The following is a 23,790-nucleotide window of genomic DNA, read 5'->3' as shown; positions in this document are numbered from 1 at the left end:
AGATAAAGCAATCGGTATCATATATTCATAATGTCATAATACTTCAACTGCGCCTGCTTGAAAGCTACACTCAATGCTTTCTTAGAGGACCCGAAGTACCGCGTCGTAATCTCCTGTTCGACTGTCTCCCCGTCCGTCATCTTTTTTCCGACGAACAGACTGTGGACAAAGTGGACGGTAATGTCCAGCATGGCCGTACACTCGACATCGACGATTTCATTACTGTTCATATCCACGACAAATCCGACAAAAAAGGAATCATATTTTTTCGTAATGGCATTATTCCCGGGTGATTTGGATTCACCCACTATGTAGCACGTCTGTGATTCATACATTAAGCTTCCTCCGAATCTCCGGCATCTTTTGTAAGGATAGCCCGCCCGGGTAAAGGCAAACCGCCGTCACAAAATGCAGATTCAATCGGTGTTTATTAAAATAGTACCATTTCTATAAAGCGCTTTCAAACACTTTTTGAATTTTCTCACATATTTTAGGTGATGGATGTTCTTTTGACAAACCCTTATCTACAAGAGTGTACATCAGGTCTTTCATAATAATTCTAAAGAAATTACGTAAGAGTTTATTTCTATATAATGCTAAAAGTTAACTTACTGTCTTTTACAAGGGTGTTTACCTTCTGCAATTTCAGGTTTCTCATGTGTTATTTTTGCTGCTCTATCCACACCTATAACCATCAGTAGCATAGAAAGAGCAGAAAATACCACCCAGTAACTATTGTTGTTTACTGCCAATATTAATGCAATGATTGCCAAAAAAATCGAGGTTGACTGCAATATCATCCATCTTCTGTCTTTTATTACTGGCCAGTTCATATAGTCCCCCTCTCCAAAGAGTCGTTGCTATTATAAGTTAGTACCCTTATAAAGCTCTACTTGGTAACAGTATATAAGCTCCACCCGGATCTTTTACACTTCTTTAATTATTTCTTCAGCACAGTTCTCTAATCCATTTTCTTTCCCAGGATCACTCTGAAATTATTGAAAAGACATGAAGTATTCTCAATAATATGAACTAAATATAGTTCTCCATAGACCTATAGCAGCTGATACCAGGAGCATTATTAATAAAATCTTGAATGATTCTTTATAAGCCCCGCTTTTCCTATTTTCTCTTTTCGAGATACTCCATATAAAATTAATCAAAAAAATACTTATAAATACAATCACGAACAAATGGAATGGAACATCGGTAATTGCCATAACTATTATTAAAAACATTGCAATTATACCGGCAATTGTATCATTTTGATTTTTCAATGTACTATTTTCATTCATAATTAAGTTTCCCCTTCGAGGCCTCGTTCGCTTAATCACAGTTTGTCCAGTCTCCGGTGCAACGCTTCTCTCTGTGTGAAAGAAGATACCATCAATATCAAAGATTACTACTTCCTTAATTCTACTACTCTTATTCTCTCATTTACTAAGGTGAACAGAGAACGTGTACCGTTCACAACTAAACATACGTTTATCCTGCTTATACTTTTTTCATTTAATTAAACGTGTTTTCACCCATTTTGAACCTATCCAAAGCATCCCATATAATAAGATAGCAACTAATAAAATAGCTGTGAAGTCTCTTGTTACTGAATATGTCGTGGTATTCCATCCAACTACAATGAGTTGAGCGAGTAAATAAGATAACGGAAGAAAAGTTACATTGGTTATTCGTGCGACCCAGGTTTCATTGGAACGAACAGCGAATATGAGTCCTACACAGAAAAATAGTGCAATCATTGCTAACCCTGAGAAATAAGCCAAAGACAATCTTGGCAATGTAACGACGCCCCCTCCCGAATGCTGGTCCTCTCCATAAATAAGCTGATCCTGGCTTCCGTCAGTGTGATAGTAATACACAGACTCCACTGACTCACCATCCGGGTTCAATACAATCGGCGCGTTTCCTTCATTATTAGTAAAGTCTTGCCAACTCGTCTCCCAGGCCGTCAAATGATAAATCGAACCCGTTCCACTTTTATCTGGATAAGTTTCAAGATCGTACCCGGCCACCTCATCATCAAAAACGGCAAGAACTGATCCGTTATCTGTTTCACTGACTGACACTACTTCTTCTGAATATGGCAGGTATTCACGAGCTGACAAAAAAGATACTGCAAGGACACCAACCAACAGAGTGAGCAGTGTGGAAAAAATAATCGTCTGCCATTTCTTTTTCCGTAAAGTGGCCTGAATCTTTCTCAACGGACGAGAATCTGTCTCTATCGGAAAATGTTCCTTTTCCGTCGTCTTAAGCTCATTTAAATACTCGTTACATTCCTTACACTCGTCCAGATGGATTTCTACTAATTCTTTTGAATCTTCACTAAGCATATCTTCTACGTACAGAGGAATAAGATCTTGAATGACTTCACAAGATATTGTCTTCATTTTTACTCCCTCATTTTTTCATTGATTTTTTTCCTGGCACGGTAAAAAGTGACACAAGCCCAATTGTCCGTTTTTCCAAAAATCTCACCAATTTCTTTATAGCTTAATTCTCCAAACATTCTCATTGTAACTACTTTTTTGTAAATATTTGGTAGATCATGAATAATTTTATGAATACGCATCGATTCTTCCTTATCCAAAACCTTTTTTTCTATACTTGTATCATCTGTTTCTTCAGGAATTTCCTGTCTGTTTACTACATGTTTATTTTTTCGTAAATAAGAGTAATAACTATTTTTAGCAATTTGAAAAAGCCATACTTTTATGTCGCTTTTTCCTTCAAATGAATCCAGTGCGTCAATAGCCTTCAAAAATGTTTCAGAAGTAATGTCTTCGGCAATATGTCGATTCTTTGATAAGCTATAAACAAATAAGTAAACATCCTTAAAATACCGTTTATATATCTCCTCCAGCCCGGTCACTTTTTCACCTCCTATATATTAGACGCACAACCTCACGAAATCTTACAGAGATTTTAAAGTTTTTTCTTTTTATTCAACTGAAGCGTTCAGTTCCAGGACATTTAAGTAATTAGTATATAGTTTTTTTGTAACCAATACGAAGATAACTAAGGTTATCTTCTCCCACACCGTTAGCTTCAGATTATTTTCCCGACTTTCCCGAGGGCAAGGGACTCCACTTTTTTCTTAGGTATAAATCCACAAAAAAATACACCTCCCTAACGAATGTTCCGTTCGCTAAGAAGGTGTATTATGTGAAGACACGAAAGAGGGTCGTTTCCCTCAAACGAATATAAAAAAGCTTTGAAACCGGCAGTCAGCAGTTCGGGTCTGGCGTTCCTGCGTTTGTCGCTGTCTTGAAGGATGATCCACAGCCGCACGATACGATGGCGTTCGGATTATCAATCGTGAACCCGCCACCCATCATGTTCTGTTTGAAATCGATCTTCGTCCCTTCAATAATTGCAGCATCCTGATTATTGATGATGACCTGAAGGCCGTCGTGTTCTTCTACTATATCAAGTTCTTCATTCATTGTTTCTTCAAAACCGAGCTTATAGGAAAGACCGCTACATCCTCCGCCCTGGACACCGAAGCGTAAGTATTTATCTTGAGAGTCTTCTTCCTGCAGCATTTCGTTCACTCTGTAAATCGCAGCTTCCGTAATATTCAGAACCATTCGGAACCTCTCCTTTCTACTATCAGTATATAGGCTGATCGGTAAATGTTCAATCCATTCATATCAGCTCTTCTTCCTCAAGGTATTCATAAATCTTCTCAAGCAGTTCATCCGGGGAATTCGCAAATATCCGCTGTCCTTCGACGAGAGCGTAATTTTTGATGGCACACATCCCGCAGTGATTCAGACAGCCCCATTCCTGAACATCCAGATCCGGGTCCTTCTCCAGCTTCTCTTTCACTTCCTGGGAACCGTCGGCGAGGTTCGTTACACAAAATTCTATAAGAGGATTCAATTTATCCCTCCTGTGCCGAAAGACCGTGCTTTTCCAGATGCTGATAGACGGATTTGAGACGCGGGTCTCCTTCTCCGGCTATTTCTCCTTCGACCAGCACCAGTGGATAAAAAAGCTCGTCTTCCATAATCTTTTCGATGTACTCATCTTCTTCTGCAGTAAATATATCAATGTATCGGTAAGTGATTTCTTCATTTCCATACTTGCGACCGATGGCTGCCTGGAGCCACTCATATGTCTCTTTCGACCCCGGCGCATTCACGCAGCTCGCACAGCGCTGATCCGCCCCGTACACAGTGATAGTTACATTCTCCTTATTCACCGGCCTCTCCTCCTTATCGGTTACTTTCATTTTACAAAACTATTGAGAAAAGATAAAATGATAATAGTTCTCATCTTCCAAAGCTATGGATGCTACATTTGTGATATAGTATAGATAACATCATCACGAAAGGGGAAAGTTGATATGCAACAACAAGTGGATATGAACGAACAAGTCCAGGAAGTCCTGAATAAACTGCGCCCATTTCTGTTACGTGACGGAGGGGACGTGGAACTTGTAGACGTAGAAGACGGCATCGTCCGCCTGCGCCTTATGGGAGCGTGCGGTAACTGCCCAAGTTCAACGATTACATTGAAAGCCGGAATCGAACGGGCTCTCAGCCAGGAAGTTCCGGGCATCTACGAAGTCGAGCAGGTATTCTGATTATACATTACGTAAAAAGAGAAGGGGCTCCCCTTCTCTTTTTTTATGTTCACGTGACCGGGGTGAGAGGACTCTCCCCCGCAGTGACACGCGTGACGTTGTCGAGACAGAGCTGGATCATGCGATACCTCGTCTCTGTTGTTGACGAACCGATGTGAGGGGTGGCCGTCACGTTTTTCAACCCGAGAAGCGGGTGATTCGCAGAAATCGGCTCCTCTTCGAACACATCAAGGCCGCATCCCCTGATTTCCCCGTTCTCAAGAGCGTGCTGCAGAGCTTTTTCATCCACCGTTTTCCCGCGGGAGGTATTGATGAAATAAGCGGTGTCTTTCATGGTACGGAACGCTTCATCATTGAACATATGATGGGTTTCCTCCGTGTACGGAGTCATACAGACGACGTAGTCGGACGTTTGAAGCAGTTCATCGAGAGAAACGTACCGGGCCCCTGTCTGCTCTTCCGCCTCGGGCTTACGGGAACGGTTGTGATAGAGTACGTCCATCGAAAAACCTCCGGCTCTTTTGGCCACTGCTTCTCCGATGCGTCCCATTCCGACGATACCGACGGTTTTATGGTGGATATCCGTGCCGGCCAGCTGCAGCGGAGACCATTGTTTCCACCTGTCTTCTTTTATGTAATGCTCGGCTTCGCTGATTCTTCTTGCCGTATTCATCAGAAGAGCAAACGTAAGATCAGCTGTCGTTTCGGTTAAAACATCAGGCGTATTCGTCACGGTCACCCCGTTCTTCCGCGCTGATTCCACATCAATGTTGTCAAAACCGACGGCCAGATTGGCTACGATTTTGGCGGACGTGTTCCGGAAAAAGTCATCATCCAATTTCTCGCTCAGCATCGGAACAAGAGCATCAATGTCTCCTCTTTTCGCTTTCAGCTCCTCCTCCGGGATCGGCTGGTCGATGTCGTACATATCAATGTCGAGTCGGTCACGATAAGGAGCAACGACTTCTTCCGGTAATGGTCTCGTAATCAATACTTTCGGCTTTCGCATGTATAAGTCCCCCATTCTTGGTACAGACACCCGGTCTGTCTCTTTGTTATACTTTATTCACGGGTTTGTTCCTATATAAACCAGGGAAAGAGAAAATTGTACTGAGTCGTTAGGAGGAAGTTATTATGAGTGATAAAATTACCAAACTGGAACAGACGGCACGGGCGTGGCTGAAAGAACGCGGTGTATCAATCGATGACATTGCGGATCTCGTCTATTATCTTCAGGCGAAATATCACGAAGGTCTGACGATGGAAGACTGCCGGGAAAACGTCCAGAAAGTCCTTCATAAAAGAGAAGTACAGAATGCCATTATCACCGGTATTCAAATGGACAAGCTCGCAGAAGAGAATAAGCTCGAAGAACCGCTTCAGAGTACAATCGAAACCGACGAAAGTCTGTACGGCATCGATGAAATCATCGCTTTTTCCATCGTGAACGTCTATGGTTCCATCGGGTTCACCAACTATGGCTACATCGACAAACAGAAACCCGGCATTCTGAAAGAACTGGACGATAAATCGTCCGGCAAATGCCACACTTTCCTCGATGACATCGTAGGGGCTATCGCAGCAGCTGCTTCCAGCAGGCTGGCCCACAGTGCTGCAGGTGATAACGACGAATAAAGGGCCTCAGGAAAACGTCCACTCATCCAGTTTCTTCACTTTATAAGTGGGCTGACTCGCGACCTCGTTCAAGTCTTCGAACGAGGTCGCTCCTGTTTCTACCATCAGTGTGTCCACTCCCGCATGGATGCCGGCTGATATATCCGTTTCATAGTTATCCCCAACAAGCAGCGCCTCTTCTTTACTCACACCGAGCACTTCCAGCGCCTCTTCCACAATCAACGCTTCCGGTTTCCCGACATACACGGGGCTGATTCCGGTAGTGAGAGCAATCGCTTCCGTTATCGCTCCGTTCCCGGGGAGCATTCCCTCTTCTGTCGGAATCGCCCTGTCTTTATTCGTACTTACAAACACCGCTCCGTTCTGGATATTCAGCGCAGCCTTCCTCAATTTATCGTACGACAACTCGCGGTCAATACCGACGACGACCACGTCAGCGTTCTCCTCGGTAAGCGTCGCGCCTCCTGCAAGCAGGGCTGACTCGAGCCCTTCTTCTCCGATCATGAAGACGTCCGGTTCAGGAAACGTGCGCTGTATGTAAGCGGCGGCCGCCATGCTGGACGTGTATACCTGCTCCGGAAGGGCGTGTATCCCCATCCCGTTCAGTTTATCCGCCACCTGCAAAGGCTGTCTCGAGGAGTTGTTGGTAAGGAATACGTAGGGGATGCCCTGTTTTCGGCACTCTTCGACGAAAAAGGGCGCTTCCTTTATCGCTTCGTTCCCCCGATACATCGTACCGTCCAGGTCGATCAGCAGTCCTTTGTACTTTTTCATTGCTGTCACTCCTTCGTAAACGCCGAAACACTTCCCAGTTCGGCATTCAAATAGTGACGGATACGCTCCGGAAACTGTCTTAAAGACCCGAGGCATTCGTTCCACTCGCTTAACAGACGTTCATGGGAAACGGTCGTATACTCACGCACGACTGCCTTTCTCATATCGATGATCCTCTTGTACTGATTCTCCTCTTCATAAGGTAGAACTTTTTCGTCCATAAGAATATCGATAATATCATGGTAGCTGCCCGGATCGCGCATGATGAAGCCGTCGATCATTTTATTCCCCACATCAATCATCACTTCCACACTCATGTGGGTAGCTCTTTCCAGAGCAAGCCGTTCGGTAGTGGTCTCCATCCCTGCCTGCTGCAGTTCAGGGATCAGTTCTTCCACGTAGATGAGGAGATTATCAATCTCTTCACGATTCACAAAATACATTCCCGTTCACACCTTTCCCGGTTTTTCATAAGAAATAAGAGGAGCATGTATCCTCCTCCGTTTCTGTTTACTTATCAATCCGTTTCAGCACAAAATAGGCACAACCGAAATTACAGTACTCGTACAAATAATCTTCGAGCGTACTTATCTTCGTATCGAACGTCGCTTTCTGGTTCTGATCATCATAGAATCCTTTCAGCCTGAGCTGACCATATCCCCAGTCACCTACGATGAAATCGTATTTCCCGAGTATCTCGCTTGCTCTTTGTTCAATAGACTCTTCTTCCACCGCATTGCGGTGATCCTCTAAAATTTCATATTGTTTACCTAACAATTCCAACATGTTATCACCTCTTACACTGTTGCCAGTATACCATAATTCCACACTCCGAAGAAAAAGGTAACGACCACCTCCCGGGTATTTCCCATATAAAAAAACAGCCTGCACCAAGTGCAGACCGTCTGTAACTTATGAATTTTTGGATTTACGTACAGCGTTCGTGATACTTAGAGCGAGTCCGCCCCAAATGATCGTGATGGTGAGAATAAACATAACGATAGCCATCAGAGTTACCCCTCCTTGTGATTAGGTTTAGTCGGATCTTCGAACGCCGTACCCTGAGGCCATTTCTTCATGGAGAAGGCAATACCGATGAGGATAGCTGCCAGCGCCACTACCCACCCGAAATAGATAAGAAAGTCCGTCGGATAACCGGCATATGGTTCTGCAAGTTCGTTCGTGAAGTTCTGAATCATCTGGAAACCGAGTACAATTGGTGTGAGGACGCCGAGACAGAAGCGCCACCAGCCGGCGAGCATCACGTCGGAACTCGAGTTCGCATGTTCCTGAAGAGCTTTCAGTTCTTTTGCGAACCAGGCGACGGCTACTACCTCGACAAGACCCGCGAGAGCGACACCGTAACTGTTGATAAAGTGATCGACGGTATCGAGTATGTTCAGACCGCCTTTCGTTGCGTACAACAGCGAAAGGATAGCTGCAATTCCACCGCCGAAGATAACCGATTTCTGTCGGGAAATATTGAATTTCTCAGACACAGCAGCAACGTAAGTTTCCGAAATAGAAATCAGAGAGGAGAATCCTGCCAGAACGAGAGAGGCGAAGAACAGGACACCGAACAGTCCCGGTATGCCCGGAATCTGACTGATGATTTCAGGGAACACCATGAAAGCAAGTCCTATCCCTCCGACCCCTTTCTCGGCTGCCAGGCCTGCCACAGTCGTGTCGTACTGGAAAGCCATGAATCCGACTGCGGAAAACACCCCGATTCCTGCAAGAATTTCAAAAGATGAGTTCGCAAAACCGGTAATGAATGCGTTGTTCGTAATATCGGACTTTCTCGGCAGATAGGAGGCATACGTTACCATAATTGCAAAAGCGATGGATAAACTGAAGAAAATCTGCCCGTAAGCAGCAATCCATACTTCTGCATCCAGTATTCGGCTCCAGTCCGGTTCGAAAAAGCTGTTCAGACCGTTCATTGCGCCGGGAAGCGTTACAGCCCGAACGACGATGATAAGAAACAGAACGACGAGAGCCGGGATGAATATCTTGTTGGCGACTTCAATCCCTTTTTTGACTCCCCGAGACAGTGTTCCGAGCACTATAGCCCATACGATAACGAGAGGGATGAGTACTTTAGGTACGAGACCGCCAAGCTGACCGGGGTCTACCAGATTAAGGAAATCTCCCACGAAGAAAGCCGTCGGATCACTCCCCCATGTCAGACCGATCGAATAATAGGCATACATTAATGCCCAGGCTATGATGACTGCATAATACGTCGAAATAACAAACGCGACAAGTACCTGCCACCAGCCGATCCATTCCATCTTTTTGTTGATGGTAGCAAAGGATTTCGGAGCGGATCCTCTGTACCGGTGACCGATAGTGTACTCCATAATCAACAGCGGAATCCCGGCAGTGAGTAGCGCGAATAGATAAGGAACGATGAATGCACCGCCACCACTTTCATAAGCTGTAGCCGGAAAACGCCAGATGTTACCAAGGCCGATAGCCGACCCCATCGCTGCAAGCAGGAACCCTACCCGGGTGCCCCATTGTGAGCGATTTTCCATAGAAAAGACCTCCCTTTAGACTTCACCTGTCCCCCATGGCGAAAATTTAAAAGATTCGGACAAATGAGATTATTCTGTAATCTTGTATAAAGTATAATGGGAAATTTCAACTATGTCAAAAGAAAGTTTAACAAACTAATGTAAACAAAAAGACCGACACACGTCGGTCTTTAGGGGCACTCAGCTATTTGTTTCAGGTTTGAACAGGAAACCGGCTGCAACTACTACTAAAAGAGTCGCAAGCAGCGGTAACCACACACTTCCCAGCAGTGCAAAAAGAAAATACCCCGTCGAAGCGGCGACCGCTGCGATAATAGCGTACGGAAGCTGGGTCAGTACGTGATCGATGTGATGGGACCCGGCTCCCGTAGACGAAAGAATCGTCGTATCGGAAATCGGGGAACAGTGATCCCCGAATACGGAACCTGCCAGAACCGCGGACAATGCCGGCACGATGAAGGACGGGTCCGTGACCGCAGCGATTTCCCCTGCAATCGGGAGCATGATTCCGAACGTGCCCCAGGACGTCCCTGTTGCGAGAGCCATAAACCCTGCCGTAAAGAAAATAAGCAGGGGAAGATAGGCGACATTCAGGTTCGACGCCTGCACGAGTCCGGCAAGATACTCACCCGTACTGAGTTGATCGATCACTGAACCGATCATCCATGCCAGGACAAGAATGTAGATAGCCGGGAGCATCGCCTTAATCCCTTCCAGAAGCACTTTCCGGAGCGGAGACTTGCCGTAAGGGAGACCGGTGTACATCAGAATCGCAACGACAGCCGCTGTCAGTCCTCCGTAAAACAGGGAGAAATTGACGTTCGTGTTGGCGAACGTACTCAAAATATCTGCAGCACCTTCACTGGCCCGCACACCGGTGAAAATCATCAAACCTACTGTCATCACAACGAGTACGGCAATCGGCACGAGCAGGTGTCTGATATGGCCATTATCATGAGGATAGAACTCTTCATTAAGATCCCCGGGTATATCCGTATGCTTCGGATCGGTCAACTCCCCCGTCTCCTCCGCTCTTCGTTCGTGCTTTTTCATGGAACCGAGGTCCAGCTTCAGCATGATTGTGAGGAAGACGAGCAGCAGCGCGGCAAAGACGTAGAAGTTATAAGGAATCATCTGGATGAATGCTTCGAAAGCCCCGATATCCGTTATTTCATTCGCAGCGAGAATCGTACCGATTGTACCGATGATATAGGCACCCCAACTCGAAATCGGAGAAATCACCGTCACCGGAGCCGAAGTGGAATCGATATAATAAGCGAGTTTGGCTCTCGACACTTTCTGTCTGTCGGTAACCGGCCGGGCTACCTGACCGACGGCAAGAGCGTTGAAGTAATCATCAATGAAAATGATGATACCGAGCACTGCCGGCACTAAAGAAGCACTCCGCTTCGTCTTCACGCGGGAAATCGCCCACTTCCCGAACGCCCTGCTTCCGCCGGAGGCAGTCATGAACGCGGTCATGACGCCGAGCAGCAGCAGAAAAGAGAGCAGGTACAGGTTCCCGATATTCAGTGCCCCTTCTGTATAGAAAATCGTGGAGAATTCCTGCCACAGAAGACTGAGAGTCCCCGTTATGTCGAATCCGGTAAGCATAAACGCTCCGATGAGAATTCCGAGACCGAGAGACAGCAGAACCTGCCGGGTCGCTATGACGAGAATAAGCATAAGAACGGCCGGTATAAGAGAATAGATTGTTCCTTCCATAAAGTCGTACCTCCAAAATTTTTTTGGCATGGATCGACTACATGAACATAGGAGTAATCGAAGTTTTTTTGCATATAAAAAAACAATGACAGAAAATAATCCATCATTGCTTCAGCAATATGATTATCCTCCATGCGATCAGTAGCGCACCATGCATGTAACATGCATGACAGTACATCTTTTGTTCAAACATGTACCAGCATGGAAGGTGTGACGGTCCATCCATACTTCGGCAGGGCATCCTTTCCCGGGGGCTCTTCGCTGTCACGCTCGTTCCCGATACTGATATGTCCTGCACCTCTACCTCATCGTGGCGATAAGGTCACGCGTATTCAATTCGGATTAAATTCTATCAGCTTCCCTTCCCTATTGCAAGGGGACTTAAGCTTCAAAAAAAGAATTGCCGTCTCCAGCAATTCTTTTAAACCGGCCTATTACTAAAAAATGGACGGCGACGCCCTCGATACCGTTACCGGGAAGAATACTCTCCGGACTGCACAACTTCAAGCAGCAGATCGCGAAGCATTTCCGGCAGGTAATACGTTTTCGTCGCACTGTGACTGATTTCCGGGAAAAACTTCCCGAAACTGAACGTATCTGCTGTAGCCAGACTGTACCAGCGGTCCCGTTCGATCGGCTGACCGTCGAACCATACTTTACGCACGTGTTCGCCTCCGCCCGGGGAAGTGGCCGTTTCGATTTCAATACCTTCAAAAATCATTTTACCGATCACTTCTCCGCGGAACCCGAGCCCTTTCAGCGGAAATTCCGTCACCTGTTTCGTGTAGGCGGAGCGGACGACTTCGACGATTTCCTTGCCGCTCAAATGGACCTTGCAGGGGTTCATCGGGTGGGGACAGATTCGGTGCAGATCCGCGTACGTCACGGCTCCCTCATCCAGTCCTTCAAGAATGACACCGGCATTCAGCATAGCTATATCTGCCTCTGTCCAGCTGCGCAGTTCCTTCGTCAGTTCTCTCATCAGCGGTGTCTCATGGAACCAGTCCGCTGTCAGAGGAGTTTTCAGTTCCGCCACGGTCGAATAAAGACGCCGGTGCGCTTTTTCTTTTAAATTCTCGAGCCTTTCTCTCACTTCCGCACTTTCTTCAAGCGTATCGGATGCGACCGTGTACGCTTCCTTATTCACCAGTTTCTGCTTCGAATGATCCCAGTCTATAAAAATTTCACCGAGATGTGTCCCGTGCTTCCCAGCAGCCGTAAGCAGCACGCCATTGTGCTTCTCCCCTTCCGGAAGAAGGTGATGAGTATGACCTCCGATGATTACGTCAAGTCCGGGATAATCGGCAGCCATCTGCCGGTCCGTATGGTAACCGAGGTGGGAAAGAAGAACCACGATATCACTCTGTTCCTTCACTTCCTCCATATACCTGTCCATCATTCTCTCCGGTGCCTCCACTTTCCACCCGAGCAGCTGATAGAATACACGGAAAGGAGCAGTGAGCCCGATTATGCCGAGTTTCACACCGCTCGCAGTCTCCCTGATGACGTAAGGCTTCAGCCAGTCCGGATCTTCTTTTGACATAGGGAAAGCATTCGCGCAGGCTACCGGAAAGTCCGCTTCGTCGTACAGATGGTAAAGTTCCTGTTCCGCAAGGGTGATGCCTTCGTTGTTGCCGAAGTTCACTACATCATATTCGCTTGCATTCAGTAATTCCACGTTCCCTTTGCCTTTCAGTCCTTCTGCCACGGGGTGGAAGCGGTCCACGTGGTCCCCGTTGTCGAATACAAAAGAAGCTTCTTCTCTGTTTCTATGCTCCCGCCGTTTCTCTTCGATATAACCGGCGAGTTTCGGCCATTTTTCGAAATAACTGTGCAAATCGCTCGTATAGTAAATAAATATTTTCTCTATCATAATCTCTTCTCCTTATCATAATCCCTGAGAAATCAGACGGATACCTACGACAATCAGAAGAATGCGCAGCACCCATTCTATACTTTTCGCATTCATCTTACGATTCACGTACGCCCCGACCGTGCCGCCGAGATACGCTCCCGGAATGAAGAACAGTGTCCGATACCAGTCCACGTGACCAAGACTGATATGCGTCACGGAACTCGGGATTACGGCAAAAAATATCATGAACATCGAGGTGGCTGTGGCAATATGCGGAGGCAGCTGGAACAGCAGAATCATCGCCGGCACCATGAGCGACCCGCCTCCGATACCGAGCAGTCCGGATAACGTCCCGACCACGAAAGCGAGGACAAGACCGAGAGTAATCGGAACCGTATAGTGATACTCCTCCCCGGCTACAGTCCGGACCCCTTTCATCCCCTTCTTGAAGAGAGGCGTGGACCCCTGGCGCCTCGGCAGGAAGAAAAGAAGGGATACGAAAATCATAACTCCTCCAAAAATGAGGGAAAATACATCCGCATTGAGAAAACCGTTAATGTACGCCCCAAATATGCCGCCCGGGATACTTCCGATAAGAAACAGAGCCCCGAGTTTAAAATCGACCCTCTTATGCCGAATATAGGAAAGGGCGGAGGACATCCCGGTGAAAATCATAACGATAAGAGATATCGCCACAATCTTCTGCGGGGTGACCCACGAAAAAGCTTCGAAGAAATCGGACAGAAACAGCAGGGACGGTATTAGAATCACTCCGCCGCCAAGACCGGCTATACTTCCGATGAAAGCGGTAAGGAACCCGATAATCAATGAAATAATTATAAAAATCATAAATATGTACCCTCTTTATCTTTTATATTCAACTATACCCTTATTAGAACGATGATAACACAGGTTTTCAGTGAATGGAAAAAAGCACGGGCCCCTGAAGAGGCTCGTGCATAAATTGAAAATTTAACGGTTTATAAGTGTACGTGTTGAGAATCGAATCGGCGCATCAGAAAGCACCTGAACCACCACCGCCACCGCCTACTCCGGCACCACCACCGGCTCCGGCGCCTGTAGTCGCAGCCGAAACGGAGGCGGTCTGATCTGCCTGTCGGAAACTCTGATCAAGCGTCCCTGCAAGTATCATAAACATGGCGAGATCGTTCGCAGTTACGGCACTGGCGGGCAGATCGATGTCCGATTTTCTTTTTCCCGCGCCCACCTGATACAGATAGGCGGATATCTGATCTTTTTCTTCCCACTGTTGCCACTCTTCTCCCGTTTTAAGTGGTTCGAGCTCCTGCTTGAGCCGCTGCCCTTCAAACGTAAGGGGGCGATAGAGCAAAGCGAACAGGAGAAAGTAAAAGAATAACGCAATCGCGACCGCCATCCAGATGAATACTTCATAGACAGGAAACAGAATCGTAAAAGGCAATATGGCCAGCCCCGCCACTCCGGCCGTCCAGCGGGCTTTCGTATTCTTCTCGTACAGGTCGTACTGCTTCACTTCCTGTTTTACTGCTTCGCTCCACAGACGGAAGTTCTCCTGATAGGATTCAATGTGGCCCTCATCCTCCAGATATTCTTCCAGGTCTTCCACCTTGAATGTCCCATCCTCTCCCACTTCATCGAACAGCCAGTTCATCAGAAGCGTCTCATGGGGGTAATCGGTTTCCCGGTTCACTGCCCGGAATTCCTGCTCCGGCCCTTCCTCGACGTTTCCTTTCCTCACAACCTCAAGCAGGGCAGGAGTCATCATAGGAATCGTCACCTGACCATAGTTGCTGAACATAAGCATGGCGGGCAGGCTCATCGAAGTCTCCGGAAATCTTCCGGTGCCGCTTCTCTTACGTTCTGCTTCCCGCAGCGTTTCTTTCCTTCTCCGGAAACCGGTAAGGAACAGGACGAATGCCAGAAGGAAAAAAGCTCCGGTTATATAAGGACCGAGCCCGCTCCACAATTCGTAACGTTCCTGCCGGGCGATCATCTTCTCATTCAATTCCGCTTCCTCATCAAGGATTTCCGCCAGCATGGCTTCATCACTGGTCAGCTCCGCCTGCGGAAAAAGGGTGGCGTCATAAGCGACGCGTATGTCTCCGTTCTTCCCCTCCGGCACCTTCCCCATATCGAAAACCACTGTGCCGTCGGAACCGCTGTCCGCGGTATGATAAGCGGCATCATAACCATAAGCCGCTTTTGCTTCGGAAGGCTCCGGTGGTACAACCGTAATCGTCATGTTTTCATAATCCGATTCGTTACTACCGTCGAAAAACGGCCAGTAGAACTGGGCAACATCCGAATACACGTCCACCCCGCCCTCGATAACGTAAGTAAGGCGGACCGATACCGTTTCATCTTCACCGGAACGATGAACTTTATACAATTCATCTTCCTGTTCCACTTTGAGTTCTTTCCCCTGTTCAAAAGCCTTCACATCTTCGATCACTGCATTATCTTTAGCTATGAGCGTTCTCGAAATACCATTGAACTCTCCTTCGAATTGATACGTGTGCCGCTCTTCGACGTGAACCGTTCCGTCTTCTTGCAGCTCTGCCGTGATAGCAGTTTTTTCAATGTCATATTCCACCGCGAATGCATGCAGAGGAAAAGCAAGCATAAATAAGCTCAGCATGAGTATGATTTTTTTCATGGTTTCCCCTCGCTCTCTTCCTACTTCCTACGGTTATGAGCAAGAAAAGGTTTCAAGTGGTAAAGAAGTTGAAAGAAATCAGTTTTACATTAAACCGCAGTGAACCCCTAATACTTCGAAGCTTTTTCCACCATACTGAAATCATCCCGGCCGCCAACCGACTGCAGATCACTTTCTTCTTCACTTTTGGAAACCTTCCCGTCTTCTGCTAAAACTTTTCTCAGGGCACGACTCATCCCCGTCAAAGCAAGAACGAACAACACGAGAAAAATCAGCGGGATACCTACCAGCCAGTATACGTTCGTTTGCAGTGTACGAAAATACATACCTACCATGGAAGCCCACTCATAAGTGACGGGTACCGGACGCCCGGCCCCTAATCCGAATTCCGCTTTCGTTCCACCGAAAAAGAGTTCAAATACACCGAGGTGGCTTATAACGAGAACAGCCTGGACGTTCTGTCTCATGAACAGCGTAACCAGCCGTTCTTTCAGATGAGGAAGCAGATGAGAACGGAACAGATGAAACGGTCCTGCTCCGAGAGACCTGCTCGTCGTGATGTACTCCTTCTTCAAGATGGCGCTCGTCTCATTCGCTATGTAAATGGCGGCAGGAGGTGTCAATAAAATACCGATAACCAGCACCTCTGTGCCTAACCGGAACCCGAGCGTCGTTGGGAATCCGGACATGGGCTCCAGCAATAATGGTCTGAGAAAGTTGTAGGCAATGACGGAAGCCGGTATGAAATATAAAGCAGAAAGCGTGTTTTCAACGATTTTAGACTTCCCTTTATTTTTGAATCCAAGAGGGATGCCGAACAGGAAAGCAAGCGCGAAACTGAGAGCTCCTATAGAAAACACGCCCAGAATCGTATACTTGGCTCCTTTAAGAATGTAATAAACGATATGATTGCCATTCATATCCGTACCCAGAATCGAGTGTTCGAAGGGAGCAAAAGGAGGACCGACCATCTCCCCCTGTCCGTTTTCGAGGAAGGGAGTGTGACGCACATATGAATCGAAAAAATTCGCGTGAATCAGGCTGCCTGCCAGCATAACTATTATAAATCCGAATCCCCATAGGAATAACGGCTGTTTGCCCAACCTTTTCATCATAGGGAGACCTCCTGCCTGGTGAAGAAATACAGGGCCAATTCAACGATTTTCAGAAAAAGATAAACAGGCCCAAAGAATAATAGAGCTGTAACAAAAAACACGGGAGGCTGCGAATAAGTAAGCAGGAAAGACGTCATCCCGAAATTCTCGAAAAGATATTCGACGATGAGCAGGTTGCTGACCATAATACTGATCAGGAACTTCGCCTGGTAAGACAGACGCACCAGAATATTCCTCAAAATATGGGTAAGCAGTATGAATGTTTTCGGTAATCCTTTACTTACAGCCATTTCATAGTATGGCTTTTCTTTCTCTTCCTCCACAAGACTGAGCATCGACTGAAAAAAGTAAATGGTCGGAAGAATCGACAGGATCAGGGCCGGTGCCAGCACGGCTTCTTCTTCTCCTGCACCTGCAATTTTTATGTAAGTAGATCCTGTTTCTACATACAGCCATACGAGAAACATCTGGGAAGCAACAACGAATACGATGTCCGGAATACTTTGCAGGATGGAAGTAAAAGACAAGCACAGCTGATAGAGTCTCTTTGGTGCGCGCCACAAAAGAAGCGTACCGAGGAGAGCCAGGGAGAAAGAAACGACGAGAGCTATTCCCAATACTGTCAAAGAACTCGCAAAAGCCTTGAATATAATCGGAAACAGACTTCTTTCCTCCCCGGACCCGGGGTTGATATAGACCAGCGCCTCCGGGTTCGTCAATTGACCGAGAATCCCGCCGATTTGTTCGAGTCCAGGCCAGACAAACCCCTCCACCGATATGAATAAAGGAGAGATACTTATGAGGAAGACGCCCAGTATTAAAAAGAAAGGTTTCATACATTCATGTAACAAATATGACTTCCACGCCAAAGACCTCACCTGCCCGTCCATTCGTTGAAACTATTCATGCTTTATCACCTTGTTACCTGAATTACTTATGTATCGATAAAAATTCTAAATTTTGTAACTATTTTAACAGAGATGATTAACTTTTCACAGTTAATTGTTGTTGACCCTACCGCTACGGGATACTTTATAGTTATCAGTGAAAGGAGGACGTGATGATGAAAGTAAAAGAAATGGCAGAGTTATCGGGTGTCAGCGTTCGCACGTTGCACCACTACGATGACATCGGATTACTGGTCCCAGAGGAGGTTACAGAAGCCGGCTACCGGATATATTCCGATAAAAATCTGGAAGTCCTCCAGCAAATTCTGTTTTTCAAAGAGCTCGGCTTACCATTGGAAAAAATCAAAGAGATTATGCACAATCCATCATTCGATCGGCGGGAAGCATTACTCATGCAACGCGACACGCTTTATAGTAAAAGAGAGCGGCTTGACGAAGTGATCAGAACGATCGAAAAAACAATACAAGAGTTGAAAGGAGAGATACAGATGTCAAACCGGGAAAAATTCACAGGTTTTGACTTTGGTCATAATCCCTACGAGGAAGAAGCGAGAGAAAGATGGGGGGATCAGGTAGTCGATGAATCCGAGGAAAAGGTTAAGAAAATGACCGGGTATGACCAGGAGAAATTCAATGAAATCTTTCGTGAATTGGCCCTTATCCGTGGTGTATCACCTGAATCCGAGATAGCTCAGGAAAAAATCGATATATGGTATCACTATTTAAATGAAGTGGGGAATTACTCTCCGCACGCTTTCGAAGGACTCGGTCATATGTACGTAAATGATGAACGCTTCACTGAAAACATAGACCAGTTCGGAGAGGGTTTGGCTGAATTCATGTATAATGCTATGAGCGTTTATGCAGAAAGGAAGAAGAATTAATACTGTATGGTAGTGCAGTAAATTCCACACCCTGAATAGTGTACGCTATCGGGGTGATCTATATTCCATGTTAAAATCATGGTACAAGAAAAAAGGTTGCATTCCGTTAAAGACTTTCGGGAGGTGAGAATGTGTATTCAATATTGGCTGTCGGGTTATTTTTGGGTTTACTGATTTTCAGTTTCTTCTTTATCATTGCGAAATTTAATAATCGGTACTACTTGGCTCCACTAATGACATTCATCACAGCTTTTATTATTGTTCTCTACAGTTATTTCTTTATAAGAGGATTTGAAGGGATGGGGTATATATTTTTGGCAATGGGGATTCTGGTGGTCAGTATACTCGGTGCGATAGCAATACCTTCCCTGACTAAATCAGCCAGACAGACGAGATTCACGCGTGGCGATAAAATTGGTCTGTTTGTAATACCCGTCATCTTCTTCACCATCGTACTCGTTCCTGGTTTAAACGAAAGCGATTATTGGATTATTGAACAGGGACAGATGACCGTCCAGAATAACACGGAAAATCACTATAGTGTTTCCACAATTTCAGAAGGAAATAAAGAAATTTTCGTAAGGCTTGGCGAAAAATATGCAGGTCAGAAAATAGAAGTCGAGGAGATCAATCAAACGAATGGCACGGAAGTTATTTTAAATATGACTCAGAATCAAAGTGATCTTCACAAGTCTCCTTTTATTTATATCGGACTCGATGAAATTGAGGAGCCGTTAAACGTACGTACGACTGCGGGAGAGAAAATTCACTCATCTACTGAGAAAACCAGTGAATAGGACCAAAAGACTATTTTTCATTGCAACACCCCCTTATAATTGTTTGTTTTTCTTACGTCCATTCAAGGTTACCATGATAAAATGCCCGACCGTTCCGCCGATCATGAGCCCTCCCCACAAACTCCAGTCCAAGTCGGTCTTCCAAAGGCTTACTAGCAGGAATCCGATTGTGAAACCCATCAAAATGCCGGCCAGAGTTTTCAATTTCACAGATACCCCTCCTTAATCTACTAACATGACTCTCTTTAAAAATTGTCTTATGTCTTAAATCCTGGAAATGGCTTATTTATTTTTCGTCCAACTTTCTTTCAAGTACCTTAACCCGCGTTTCCAAAGATTCTATTCTGTCTTTTTGTTCCGAAAACTCATTCATCTTCGGTTTCAGCGCACCGGTGATTTGTTTTACTCCCCAATATATTATCGCAACGGGAAGGGCAAGAATTACTAAACAAATGACAATAAAAACTAAAACGTCGATAGTAAATCAACTCCTGTCTGTGTTACCTTGCAGAGACGTACTGCTGCTTAGGCGACGTTTATACATCCAGTAATAGACGAGATAGCTGGAAACAGCAACAAGCAAATAAAGCAGTTCAGGTTTAATGCTCCCGAATAAGTTCCACCCTCCGTTATTCAATTGCAGGAATTCGAAAACGGAACTTAAAAAGAAAACCATTACGAGTAAAATCCAACTGCTTACAATAGCTTTCTGTTTAATAATCTTCAAGCGTTCACTATCTCTCGTATTGACCCCGCCAAATTCATCCGTACCGGTAAACCATCCGGAAGCGAAGAAAATAACCAAGCCCGCGAATACAATGATTCCGAAACTGACTAATTCCAAAATAAGCACCTCATTGAAAATAATGTTCTTTCCAATTTATGTTAGATAAAACCAGGTGATTTGTCAAAACCCTTTTGAAAACGTTCCACTGCTTCAATCTTCCTGTTTCTTCCGTAAATAATAAAGATAAAAGTAAGGTACTACGAAACATATAAAAACTATCGCTCCTATGAGGATTCCCGTATTTAAATCCGCAGTAAGAGTAACTGCAACACCGAGACCGATTGCAATAACACTAATTACCGCTATCGAAGTAAGAAATCCTTTCTTAGGGGACTTTTTATCTGATTCATGATCCACGCTTATACTCATAGATAAATAAGCAGAGACTATGCCTGTGAGAATTAGCACAAACCACAGCGGGTTACCGGTCATCCCTTCCATACCTTTCGTAACCAGATCGTACCCTAATATGCCTATGATTCCAGCGGTCTGAACGATAAATAAAATTCGCGTGTTCTCCAAATTCTTCCGTTTCAAACGTTCGTCATTTATTTTTTGTATCATCGGTCCGCTCCTCCTTATCTATCCAGAACAGTTCATCCAGAGACTTGTGTACCGCGTCGCAAATGGCAAGACACAGTTTTAACGTAGGGTTGTATTTTCCCTTCTCTATTAAACTGATTGTTTGACGGGTGACTCCTGTTTGTTCGGCTAACTGCGCCTGGGTCATATCCATTTGCACGCGGGCTATTTTTACGTTATTTTTCACTTATGTAAGACCCCCTTCACTATATAAAGTAACATATAAATTACATAATTCAATATATACATTACATTAAATCTAAAAAGTCGACGCTTATCCAATATAAAGGTAAGCGTCTTTACAGTATGGATATGGGCAATCATGGGGATATATAACAGATATTCTGTGCTCCGCCTCATTCGAAATTCTGTATTTTCTATAGTTAGATCTTCCAGTCGAACCATCGGCCATGCCCGTCCGTCTCGCCCAGTGTGTTCGTTTTTGTTTCCCTCCGGAAGACGCTATCGATGTGTAATTGGCGGTCCTGCATATTGTTATAAACGTGGAAAACCCGTCTTTGTTCACTGAGCTTCCTTATTTCCTCCTCCACCCTGTTTTTATCTTCTTTCGTGAACTGATTAGCTACATGAGTGTGAAAAATACATAGAGTGGAATCTTCAGACATTTCTGCCGCAATCTCAGGAAGTAGGGAGACACCGTCTCCTTCTATGAGAGCGAGCGGTTGCTGCTGCAGTTTTCGGGCGGCGCGCAAAAAGTTGCGTCGTCTGTCGGCATGTTCGAGCCAGATGAGCGCCTCCAGCCATAATTTCTCTTCTGTTACGGTCACATCCACAATGTTCAGATCCACCCCTGTCCGTTCTGCAACCGGAGGAACATCGTTCAGCAAGTGTTCCGGTATTCTCCCCTCCCGTACTTTCGACTCCAAATGTACGGCAGAATCTTTTTTTTCATACGTTTTCCCAGTGCCGTAGCTGTAAGCATACTGGTCCCATAGTAATTGCAGCCCTGCACTCGTTCCTATCTCTATAAGCGACAGCGGTTTCTGTGTTTGAGCATATATGTAAGAGAAGACAGGAAACAGGTAGGCACAGCGTCTCACTTCATTTGTCTGTACGATGTTATTTTTCAAAATTACTTTTATTTCTTCCTTATTTTCCAAACAGAAGTCTTTGAATATCCGGTACAGATAACGGTCTCTTTTCGGGAAATCCACGAGACTGGGGTAGTAGTCTTTCAGTTCGTGTTCCGTATCTTTGAGCAGCAGATAGTGTACAGCCCCGAACAGCAGATTCGGTATCGGCTGACTTTTCTCTACCTCGGTACACAGGTCCAGTATGTCTTCGTCTTCTGCAATTTTAAGGCTCAGCTCCCAGTAAAGCGGACTGGAACCAATGCATTCTTTTTCGGCAAAATCCTTGAACGTGTCAGTGAGCAACTTCTTCATCTTCTCCCTCCTTCTTTAGGTAAGTTACTCTTCCTTTTATCTTACACTAATTTACATTTAACTAAAATAACGAAACAAAAAACCCCTGTACGAATTGAATCGTGACAGGGGTCTTACAGCTATTAACCGATAGAACCTTCCATCTCGAATTTGATGAGACGGTTCATTTCTACCGCATATTCCATCGGAAGTTCTTTCGTAAATGGCTCGATGAAGCCCATTACGATCATTTCAGTCGCTTCCTCTTCAGAAAGACCGCGACTCATGAGATAGAATAGCTGCTCTTCGGACACTTTCGAAACTTTCGCTTCGTGTTCGAGAGAGATGTTTTCGTTCATGATTTCGTTATAAGGAATCGTATCGGATGTGGATTCGTTATCCATGATCAGCGTGTCGCACTCAATGTTCGAGCGGGCGCCTTCCGCTTTTTTACCGAATTGGACGATTCCGCGGTACGTTACCTTACCACCGTTTTTGGAGATGGATTTGGAAACGATACTTGATGAAGTATTCGGTGCCAGGTGGTGCATCTTCGCACCGGCATCCTGGTGCTGACCTGCGCCGGCAAGAGCGATGGAAAGCGTGTTACCGCGTGCTCCTTCACCTGTAAGAAGAACGGATGGATATTTCATTGTAAGTTTGGAACCGAGGTTACCGTCCACCCATTCCATCGAAGCGTTCTCTTCCGCTACAGCACGTTTCGTAACCAGGTTATAGACGTTGTTCGCCCAGTTCTGGATCGTCGTATAACGGCAGTAGGCATCTTTCTTAACGAAGATTTCCACTACTGCACTGTGCAGGGAGCTTGAGGAGTACGTCGGTGCTGTACAGCCTTCAACGTAGTGCACGGATGCGCCTTCATCTGCGATGATCAGCGTACGTTCGAACTGACCCATGTTTTCCGAGTTGATACGGAAATAGGCCTGAAGCGGTGTATCCACTTTCGTATTCTTCGGTACGTAGATAAAGGAACCGCCGGACCATACGGCTGAGTTCAGCGCTGCGAACTTGTTGTCGGAGTTCGGAATCGCTTTTGCGAAATACTGCCGGAACAGATCTTCGTTTTCTTTAAGCGCTGTATCCGTATCTTTGAAAATAACGCCGAGGTTCTCCAGATCTTCCTGCATGTTGTGATATACAACTTCGGATTCATACTGGGCAGATACACCGGCAAGATATTTCTGTTCTGCTTCCGGAATACCGAGACGATCAAAGGTGTCTTTGATTTCCCGCGGTACTTCATCCCAGGAACGTTCTGTATTTTCGGAAGGCTTTACGTAATACGTAATATCGTCGAAGTCAAGCTCTGACAAGTCGCCGCCCCACTGAGGCATCGGTTTCTTGTAGAACTGTTCAAGAGACTTCAGGCGATAGTTAAGCATCCACTCCGGCTCTTCCTTACGTGCGGAAATATCTTTTACGACCTGTTCTGTCAGACCTCTTTCGGTCCTGTAAACAGATACGTCTTTATCGTGAAAGCCATATTTATAGTCTTCCATTTCTGGAGCTTTCTTAGCCAT

30 protein-coding genes and 1 riboswitch are annotated in these 23,790 nt (G+C 45.6%); of the genes, 4 read left to right on the top strand and 26 right to left on the bottom strand.

The genetic code is table 11. The features are described 5' to 3' along the window. Window positions 1-17: 17 nt before the first annotated feature. The 8 genes from BW931_RS06680 to BW931_RS06645 form a co-directional block, all read right to left on the bottom strand. A complete protein-coding gene (locus tag BW931_RS06680) occupies window positions 18-335 on the bottom strand; it encodes a DUF3870 domain-containing protein (protein WP_076570993.1) in 318 nt (105 codons plus the stop codon). A 273-nt stretch (window positions 336-608) separates the two neighbouring features. After that, the gene (locus BW931_RS06675; RefSeq protein ID WP_008587288.1) at window positions 609-833 is read right to left on the bottom strand and encodes a hypothetical protein; all 225 of its coding nucleotides are present in this window, start codon (window positions 831-833) and stop codon (window positions 609-611) included. 186 nt (window positions 834-1,019) lie between these two features. Then, window positions 1,020-1,295 carry a hypothetical protein gene (locus tag BW931_RS06670; RefSeq protein WP_076570991.1) on the bottom strand — a complete coding sequence of 92 codons (276 nt, stop codon included), beginning with the start codon at window positions 1,293-1,295 and terminating at the stop codon, window positions 1,020-1,022. Between the two features lie 210 nt (window positions 1,296-1,505). After that, complete coding sequence (locus BW931_RS06665; protein ID WP_076570989.1) at window positions 1,506-2,405, bottom strand: zf-HC2 domain-containing protein; 900 nt, start codon at window positions 2,403-2,405, stop codon at window positions 1,506-1,508. Between the two features lie 2 nt (window positions 2,406-2,407). Continuing rightward, window positions 2,408-2,887 (bottom strand): RNA polymerase sigma factor, encoded by a 480-nt coding sequence (locus BW931_RS06660; protein ID WP_076570987.1) that lies wholly within the window; start codon window positions 2,885-2,887, stop codon window positions 2,408-2,410. Between the two features lie 355 nt (window positions 2,888-3,242). Beyond that, complete coding sequence (locus BW931_RS06655; RefSeq protein ID WP_008587281.1) at window positions 3,243-3,605, bottom strand: HesB/IscA family protein; 363 nt, start codon at window positions 3,603-3,605, stop codon at window positions 3,243-3,245. Between the two features lie 58 nt (window positions 3,606-3,663). Beyond that, a complete protein-coding gene (locus tag BW931_RS06650; protein WP_008587279.1) occupies window positions 3,664-3,900 on the bottom strand; it encodes a YuzB family protein in 237 nt (78 codons plus the stop codon). A gap of 1 nt (window position 3,901) precedes the next feature. Continuing rightward, entirely contained in the window at window positions 3,902-4,222 is a 321-nt protein-coding gene (locus BW931_RS06645) for a YuzD family protein (RefSeq protein WP_143541864.1), read from the bottom strand. Between the two features lie 144 nt (window positions 4,223-4,366). Here BW931_RS06645 and BW931_RS06640 point away from each other — a divergent pair, with 144 nt between their 5' ends. Continuing rightward, window positions 4,367-4,606 (top strand): NifU family protein, encoded by a 240-nt coding sequence (locus BW931_RS06640; protein ID WP_040608998.1) that lies wholly within the window; start codon window positions 4,367-4,369, stop codon window positions 4,604-4,606. Window positions 4,607-4,655: 49 nt separating this feature from the next. On the opposite strand, the gene BW931_RS06635 is transcribed toward BW931_RS06640, so the two are convergent. After that, complete coding sequence (locus tag BW931_RS06635; protein WP_076570983.1) at window positions 4,656-5,615, bottom strand: 2-hydroxyacid dehydrogenase; 960 nt, start codon at window positions 5,613-5,615, stop codon at window positions 4,656-4,658. A gap of 125 nt (window positions 5,616-5,740) precedes the next feature. On the opposite strand from BW931_RS06635, the gene BW931_RS06630 reads away from it, so the two are divergent. Further along, the gene (locus tag BW931_RS06630; protein WP_008587271.1) at window positions 5,741-6,241 is read left to right on the top strand and encodes a phosphatidylglycerophosphatase A family protein; all 501 of its coding nucleotides are present in this window, start codon (window positions 5,741-5,743) and stop codon (window positions 6,239-6,241) included. Window positions 6,242-6,247: 6 nt separating this feature from the next. Here BW931_RS06630 and BW931_RS06625 read toward each other — a convergent pair whose 3' ends face one another. The 11 genes from BW931_RS06625 to BW931_RS06575 all read right to left on the bottom strand — a co-directional run bounded on the left by BW931_RS06625 (window position 6,248) and on the right by BW931_RS06575 (window position 17,742). Continuing rightward, window positions 6,248-7,015 (bottom strand): TIGR01457 family HAD-type hydrolase, encoded by a 768-nt coding sequence (locus tag BW931_RS06625; protein ID WP_008587268.1) that lies wholly within the window; start codon window positions 7,013-7,015, stop codon window positions 6,248-6,250. 5 nt (window positions 7,016-7,020) lie between these two features. After that, entirely contained in the window at window positions 7,021-7,458 is a 438-nt protein-coding gene (locus BW931_RS06620; RefSeq protein WP_008587265.1) for a DUF86 domain-containing protein, read from the bottom strand. Between the two features lie 67 nt (window positions 7,459-7,525). Beyond that, window positions 7,526-7,801: a YutD family protein gene (locus tag BW931_RS06615; RefSeq protein WP_008587262.1), complete on the bottom strand. Its 276-nt coding sequence runs from the start codon at window positions 7,799-7,801 to the stop codon at window positions 7,526-7,528. A gap of 126 nt (window positions 7,802-7,927) precedes the next feature. Then, on the bottom strand, window positions 7,928-8,023 hold the full coding sequence (locus tag BW931_RS06610; RefSeq protein ID WP_008587259.1) for a methionine/alanine import family NSS transporter small subunit: 96 nt from the start codon (window positions 8,021-8,023) through the stop codon (window positions 7,928-7,930). Between the two features lie 5 nt (window positions 8,024-8,028). Next, window positions 8,029-9,555, bottom strand: a complete 1,527-nt coding sequence (locus tag BW931_RS06605; RefSeq protein WP_076570980.1) for a sodium-dependent transporter — start codon at window positions 9,553-9,555, stop codon at window positions 8,029-8,031. Window positions 9,556-9,735: 180 nt separating this feature from the next. After that, window positions 9,736-11,280 carry a Na+/H+ antiporter NhaC family protein gene (locus tag BW931_RS06600; RefSeq protein ID WP_076570978.1) on the bottom strand — a complete coding sequence of 515 codons (1,545 nt, stop codon included), beginning with the start codon at window positions 11,278-11,280 and terminating at the stop codon, window positions 9,736-9,738. Between the two features lie 134 nt (window positions 11,281-11,414). Then, a riboswitch (Lysine riboswitch) is annotated at window positions 11,415-11,591 on the bottom strand. A 158-nt stretch (window positions 11,592-11,749) separates the two neighbouring features. Further along, on the bottom strand, window positions 11,750-13,153 hold the full coding sequence (locus tag BW931_RS06595) for a bifunctional metallophosphatase/5'-nucleotidase (RefSeq protein WP_076570977.1): 1,404 nt from the start codon (window positions 13,151-13,153) through the stop codon (window positions 11,750-11,752). 15 nt (window positions 13,154-13,168) lie between these two features. Next, a complete protein-coding gene (locus BW931_RS06590) occupies window positions 13,169-13,984 on the bottom strand; it encodes a sulfite exporter TauE/SafE family protein (RefSeq protein WP_076570975.1) in 816 nt (271 codons plus the stop codon). 166 nt (window positions 13,985-14,150) lie between these two features. Further along, on the bottom strand, window positions 14,151-15,791 hold the full coding sequence (locus BW931_RS06585) for a DUF2207 domain-containing protein (protein WP_076570973.1): 1,641 nt from the start codon (window positions 15,789-15,791) through the stop codon (window positions 14,151-14,153). Between the two features lie 107 nt (window positions 15,792-15,898). After that, window positions 15,899-16,906, bottom strand: a complete 1,008-nt coding sequence (locus BW931_RS06580; protein WP_076570971.1) for an ABC transporter permease subunit — start codon at window positions 16,904-16,906, stop codon at window positions 15,899-15,901. Further along, entirely contained in the window at window positions 16,903-17,742 is an 840-nt protein-coding gene (locus BW931_RS06575) for an ABC transporter permease subunit (RefSeq protein WP_159435677.1), read from the bottom strand. Before BW931_RS06575 ends, BW931_RS06580 begins: the two co-directional genes overlap by 4 nt. A gap of 221 nt (window positions 17,743-17,963) precedes the next feature. Here BW931_RS06575 and BW931_RS06570 point away from each other — a divergent pair, with 221 nt between their 5' ends. Together BW931_RS06570 and BW931_RS06565 are read left to right on the top strand one after the other, a co-directional pair. Continuing rightward, window positions 17,964-18,698, top strand: a complete 735-nt coding sequence (locus BW931_RS06570) for a MerR family transcriptional regulator (protein ID WP_076570968.1) — start codon at window positions 17,964-17,966, stop codon at window positions 18,696-18,698. A 131-nt stretch (window positions 18,699-18,829) separates the two neighbouring features. Beyond that, complete coding sequence (locus tag BW931_RS06565) at window positions 18,830-19,495, top strand: YesK family protein (protein WP_076570966.1); 666 nt, start codon at window positions 18,830-18,832, stop codon at window positions 19,493-19,495. 33 nt (window positions 19,496-19,528) lie between these two features. Here the strand turns inward: BW931_RS06565 and BW931_RS13510 are convergent, their stop codons facing one another. The 6 genes from BW931_RS13510 to sufB all read right to left on the bottom strand — a co-directional run bounded on the left by BW931_RS13510 (window position 19,529) and on the right by sufB (window position 23,790). Next, window positions 19,529-19,705, bottom strand: coding sequence for a hypothetical protein (locus tag BW931_RS13510; protein ID WP_159435676.1), 177 nt, complete (start codon window positions 19,703-19,705; stop codon window positions 19,529-19,531). 274 nt (window positions 19,706-19,979) lie between these two features. Then, window positions 19,980-20,348, bottom strand: coding sequence for a hypothetical protein (locus BW931_RS06560; protein WP_234972594.1), 369 nt, complete (start codon window positions 20,346-20,348; stop codon window positions 19,980-19,982). Between the two features lie 84 nt (window positions 20,349-20,432). Continuing rightward, window positions 20,433-20,846 carry a hypothetical protein gene (locus tag BW931_RS06555; RefSeq protein WP_008587227.1) on the bottom strand — a complete coding sequence of 138 codons (414 nt, stop codon included), beginning with the start codon at window positions 20,844-20,846 and terminating at the stop codon, window positions 20,433-20,435. After that, the gene (locus BW931_RS06550; RefSeq protein ID WP_076570963.1) at window positions 20,827-21,051 is read right to left on the bottom strand and encodes a helix-turn-helix transcriptional regulator; all 225 of its coding nucleotides are present in this window, start codon (window positions 21,049-21,051) and stop codon (window positions 20,827-20,829) included. The genes BW931_RS06555 and BW931_RS06550 overlap by 20 nt, the downstream gene beginning before the upstream one ends. 196 nt (window positions 21,052-21,247) lie before the next feature. After that, complete coding sequence (locus BW931_RS06545) at window positions 21,248-22,270, bottom strand: DUF2332 domain-containing protein (protein ID WP_076570961.1); 1,023 nt, start codon at window positions 22,268-22,270, stop codon at window positions 21,248-21,250. A 122-nt stretch (window positions 22,271-22,392) separates the two neighbouring features. Continuing rightward, a complete protein-coding gene (gene sufB / locus BW931_RS06540; RefSeq protein WP_008587222.1) occupies window positions 22,393-23,790 on the bottom strand; it encodes a Fe-S cluster assembly protein SufB in 1,398 nt (465 codons plus the stop codon).

The organism is Salimicrobium salexigens (genome assembly GCF_900156705.1).
GTDB lineage: Bacteria > Bacillota > Bacilli > Bacillales > Halobacillaceae > Salimicrobium > Salimicrobium album.
The sequence above is the reverse complement of the archived record's forward strand: the minus strand, read 5'-3'. Positions and strand labels throughout refer to the sequence as shown.